Raw genomic sequence first — 4,127 nt, forward strand, 5'->3', positions numbered from 1 at the left:
GGCCGGCGCGCTGCAGGCGCTCGGCGCGCGCAGCACCGTCGTGGAGCTCGCCCCCCGCCTGATGCCGCTGCAGGTGGACGACGGCGGTGGCCAGGCGCTGCGGCGGCTCATCGAGCGGCTCGGCGTGCGCGTGCACGTCGGCACCGCGAGCAGCCGGATCCTCGAGCGGCACGGCCGCGTGCGTGCCGTCGAGCTGGCCGGTCGGGAGCGTGTCGACGCCGACGTCGTGGTGTTCGCGACCGGCGTGCGGCCGCGCGACGAGCTGGCCCGCGCCGCCGGTCTCGCGGTCGGCGAACGCGGCGGCGTCGTCGTCGACGAGCGGTGCCGCACCGCCGACCCGGCGATCAGTGCGATCGGCGAGGTTGCGTGCATCGACGGGGCGGTGTGGGGGCTGGTCGCGCCGGGCAACGCGATGGCGGAGGTGGTCGCCAACCGGATCCTCGGCGGCGACGGGACGTTCCCGGGCGCGGACGCCTCGACCAAGCTCAAGCTGCTCGGCGTGGACGTCGCGAGCTTCGGCGACGCCTTCGCGACCGAGGCGGGCTCGCTCGAGGTGGTGTACGCCGACCCGGTCGCCGGCGTCTACAAGAAGCTGGTGCTGGCCGACGACGCGCGGACGCTGCGCGGCGGCATGCTCGTCGGCGACGCGAGCGCGTACGCGGCCCTGCGCCCGATGGTCGGCCGCGCGCTGGGCGCCGACCCGGCCGCCTACCTGGTGCCCGAGGGGGCGGCGGGCCCGGTGTCCGGCGACCTGCCCGACGACGCCGTGCTGTGCTCGTGCAACAACGTCACCGCGGGCACCATCCGCGCGTCGGTCGTCGCCGGCGCCCACGACCTCGGCGCCGTGCAGACCTGTACGAAGGCCGGCACCAGCTGCGGCTCGTGCCTGCCGGCGGTCAAGGCGCTGATGATCGCCGGCCTGGAGGCGTCCGGCGTGGAGGTGTCGCGGGCGCTCTGCGAGCACTTCGCGATGTCGCGCGCCGAGCTGTTCGCCGCGGTGCGGGTGAGCGGGCTGCGCACCTTCACCGAGATCATCGGCCGGCACGGCGCCGGCGGCCGCGGCTGCGACATCTGCAAGCCGACCGTCGCCTCGATCCTGGCCAGCCTCGGCACCGGCCACATCCTGGACGGGGAGCGCGCCGCGCTGCAGGACACCAACGACCACGTGCTGGCCAACATCCAGAAGGACGGCAGCTACTCCGTCGTCCCGCGCATCCCCGGCGGGGAGATCACCCCGGAGGGGCTGATCACCGTGGGCGAGATCGCCCGCGACTTCGGGCTCTACACGAAGATCACCGGCGGCCAGCGCATCGACATGCTCGGCGCGCGGATCGAGCAGCTGCCAGCGATCTGGCGGCGGCTGGTCGACGCCGGGTTCGAGTCCGGGCACGCCTACGGCAAGTCGTTGCGCACCGTGAAGTCGTGCGTCGGCTCGACGTGGTGCCGGTACGGCGTGCAGGACTCGGTGTCGATGGCGATCCTGCTCGAGCTGCGCTACCGGGGGCTGCGCGCCCCGCACAAGCTCAAGCTCGGGGTCTCCGGCTGCGCCCGCGAGTGCGCCGAGGCGCGCGGCAAGGACGCCGGGGTGATCGCCACCGATCGGGGCTGGAACCTCTACGTCGGCGGCAACGGCGGCTTCACCCCGCGGCACGCGACCCTGCTCGCCGAGGACCTGGACGACGAGGGGCTGCTGCGGGCGATCGACCGGTACTTCATGTACTACATCCGCACCGCCGACCGGCTGCAGCGGACCGCCGCCTGGCTCGCCGACCTCGAGGGAGGCATCGATCATCTTCGATCCGTCATCTTCGACGACGCGCTCGGGATCGCCGCCGACCTGGACGCCGCGATGCAGGCCAGCATCGCCGGGTACTCCGACGAGTGGCGCGACGTGCTCGAGGACCCCGAGAAGCTGGCCCGCTTCACCGCGTTCGTGAACGCTCCGGACGCCGCCGACCCCGACCTGGAGTACGAGCGCGAGCGCGGCCAGATCCGGCCGGTCGACCCGGCGCGGCGTCCGGTGCTGATCAGCGGTGCTCGTATCCCGGTGGCCGGCGGAGCGGGCCGATGAGCGCCCCGCACGCCTGGCAGGCCGTCTGCCGCGCGGACCAGCTGCCCCTCGAGCGCGGGGTGGCCGCGCTGGTGGACGGCGTCCAGATCGCCCTGGTGCGTACCGCGGACGGCACCGTGTACGCCGTCGGCCACCGCGACCCCTACAGCGGCGCCAACGTGATCGCCCGCGGGATCGTCGGATCGAGGATCGTCGATGATGCGGAGGTGCCGACCATCGCCTCCCCGATGTACAAGCAGGTCTTCGACCTGCGCGACGGGCGCTGCCTGGCCGAGCCCGAGGTGTCGCTCGGATCGTGGCCGGTGCGCGTCGTGCGCGGCGCGGTCGAGGTGCGCGTCGGCGCCCGGCCCACGAGGAGGAGCGATGCGTAGCCCCGGAAGCGTGGTGCTCGTCGGCGGCGGACCCGGCGACCCCGGCCTGCTCACCGTGCGGGGGCGCGACGAGCTCCTCACGGCGGACGTCGTGGTCGCCGACCGGCTCGGCCCGCGGGACCTGCTGCACGAGATCGGCGTCCGAGCCGAGATCGTCGACGTCGGCAAGCGCCCGTACCACCACCCGGTGCCGCAGGCCCGGATCAACCGGCTGCTGATCGACCGGGCGCGCGCCGGCCAGCGGGTCGTCCGGCTCAAGGGCGGCGACCCGTTCGTGTTCGGCCGCGGTGGCGAGGAGTACGCCGCCTGCCTCGCTGCCGGCGTCCCGGTCGAGGTCGTCCCGGGCGTGTCCAGCGCGATCGCGGCCCCCGCCGCGGCCGCCATCCCGGTCACCCACCGCGGCGTGTCCACCGGCGTGCTGGTGTTCTCCGGCCACGACGCGCTGCCGATCGCGACGATGGTCGACTGGCCGCACACCGTCGTCGTGCTCATGGGCATGGCGCGGCTGCGGGAGCTGTGCGCGGCGCTGCAAGCCGCCGGGATGCCGCCCGAGCGACCCGCGGCCGTGATCGAGCGGGCCTGGACCGACCGGCAACGCACCGTGCGCGCCGACGTCGGCGCCCTCGCGGACGCGGTCGAGCGGGCCGGAGTCGCCAACCCCGCCACGATCGTGATCGGGGACGTCGTGCACGCCGTCGCGCACGAGGCGCTGCCCGGCGCGGGCCTGCTGGAGCACGCGTGAGCGCGCCGGTGATCCCGCCCGACCAGCTGGTCGGCTGCCGCGTCCTCGTCACCGCGCAGCGCCGCGGCGCCGAGCTCGGGGCGGCCCTCGAGCGGCGCGGCGCGGCGGTCGACCACGCGCCGGTCCTGTCGGTGGTGCCGCACGTCAACGACCACGCGCTGCTGACCGCGACGCTCGACCTGATCGAGCACCGCCCGGACGTCGTGGTCGTGACCACCGGCATCGGCCTGCGCGGCTGGATCGAGGCCTCGGACGCGGCCGGCGTCGGCGAGCAGCTCCTCGAGGTGCTCGCCCGCGCCCGGCTGGTCGTCCGCGGGCCGAAGGCGCGCGGCGCCGTCCAGGCCGCGGGCCTGGTCGCCGACTGGGTGGCGGAGTCCGAGACCCACGAGGAGATCCGCGACCTGCTGCTGTCCGAAGGCGTGGCCGGCAAGCTGATCTCCGTCCAGCACCACGGCGCCGGCTCCGACGGGCTGGACGACGACCTGCGCGCCGCGGGCGCCGACGTCCGGCCGCTGGTCGTCTACCGGTGGGGGCCGCCGCCGGACACCGAGGCCGTCGAGCGCAGCGTGCGCCGCACCGCCGCCGGCGACTACGACGCGGTGGTGTTCACCTCCGCGCCCGGCACCCGCGAGTACCTCGCCGTCGCGCGCCGCATCGGCGTCCTCAAGGAGGTGCTGCGGGCCTTCGGCGCCGACGGCTCGGTCATCGCCGCCGCGGTCGGCAGCACTACGGCGGCACCGCTGCGCGAGCTCGGCGTGCAGGCGCTGGTGCCCGACCGGTTCCGCCTCGGCTCGTTGGTGCGCACGCTCGTGCGCGAGCTCGACGAGCGGCGCGGCCTGCAGGTGGCGACCGCGGGTGGCACGTTGCGGCTGCTCGGGTCGGCGGCCGTGCTGGACGGCGCGGTGCTCGCGCTGTCGCCGACCAGCCTCGCCGTGCTGCGCCG

General features: G+C 75.4%; 4 protein-coding genes. All 4 read left to right on the top strand.

Going from position 1 to position 4,127, the window contains the following annotated elements:
• Nucleotides 1-2,071 (top strand): nitrite reductase large subunit NirB (nirB, locus tag F8A92_RS18130; RefSeq protein WP_153506584.1); only part of this gene is annotated, 2,071 nt, incomplete at its 5' end.
• A complete protein-coding gene (gene nirD / locus F8A92_RS18135) occupies nt 2,068-2,442 on the top strand; it encodes a nitrite reductase small subunit NirD (protein WP_153506585.1) in 375 nt (124 codons plus the stop codon). The genes nirB and nirD, both read left to right, overlap by 4 nt.
• On the top strand, nt 2,435-3,184 hold the full coding sequence (cobA, locus tag F8A92_RS18140) for a uroporphyrinogen-III C-methyltransferase (protein ID WP_153506586.1): 750 nt from the start codon (nt 2,435-2,437) through the stop codon (nt 3,182-3,184). Before nirD ends, cobA begins: the two co-directional genes overlap by 8 nt.
• The coding region (locus tag F8A92_RS18145; protein WP_153506587.1) for a uroporphyrinogen-III synthase at nt 3,181-4,127 on the top strand (947 nt) is incomplete at its 3' end. The genes cobA and F8A92_RS18145, both read left to right, overlap by 4 nt.

The sequence above is a fragment of the Cumulibacter manganitolerans genome, from assembly GCF_009602465.1.
Classification (GTDB): Bacteria; Actinomycetota; Actinomycetes; order Mycobacteriales; family Antricoccaceae; genus Cumulibacter; species Cumulibacter manganitolerans.

Excerpts from the sequence above, each read along its gene's own strand:
- nirD (WP_153506585.1), top strand. The coding sequence starts at position 2,068 with ATGAGCGCCCCGCACGCCTGGCAGGCCGTCTGCCGCGCGGACCAGCTG.
- cobA (WP_153506586.1), top strand. The coding sequence starts at position 2,435 with ATGCGTAGCCCCGGAAGCGTGGTGCTCGTCGGCGGCGGACCCGGCGAC.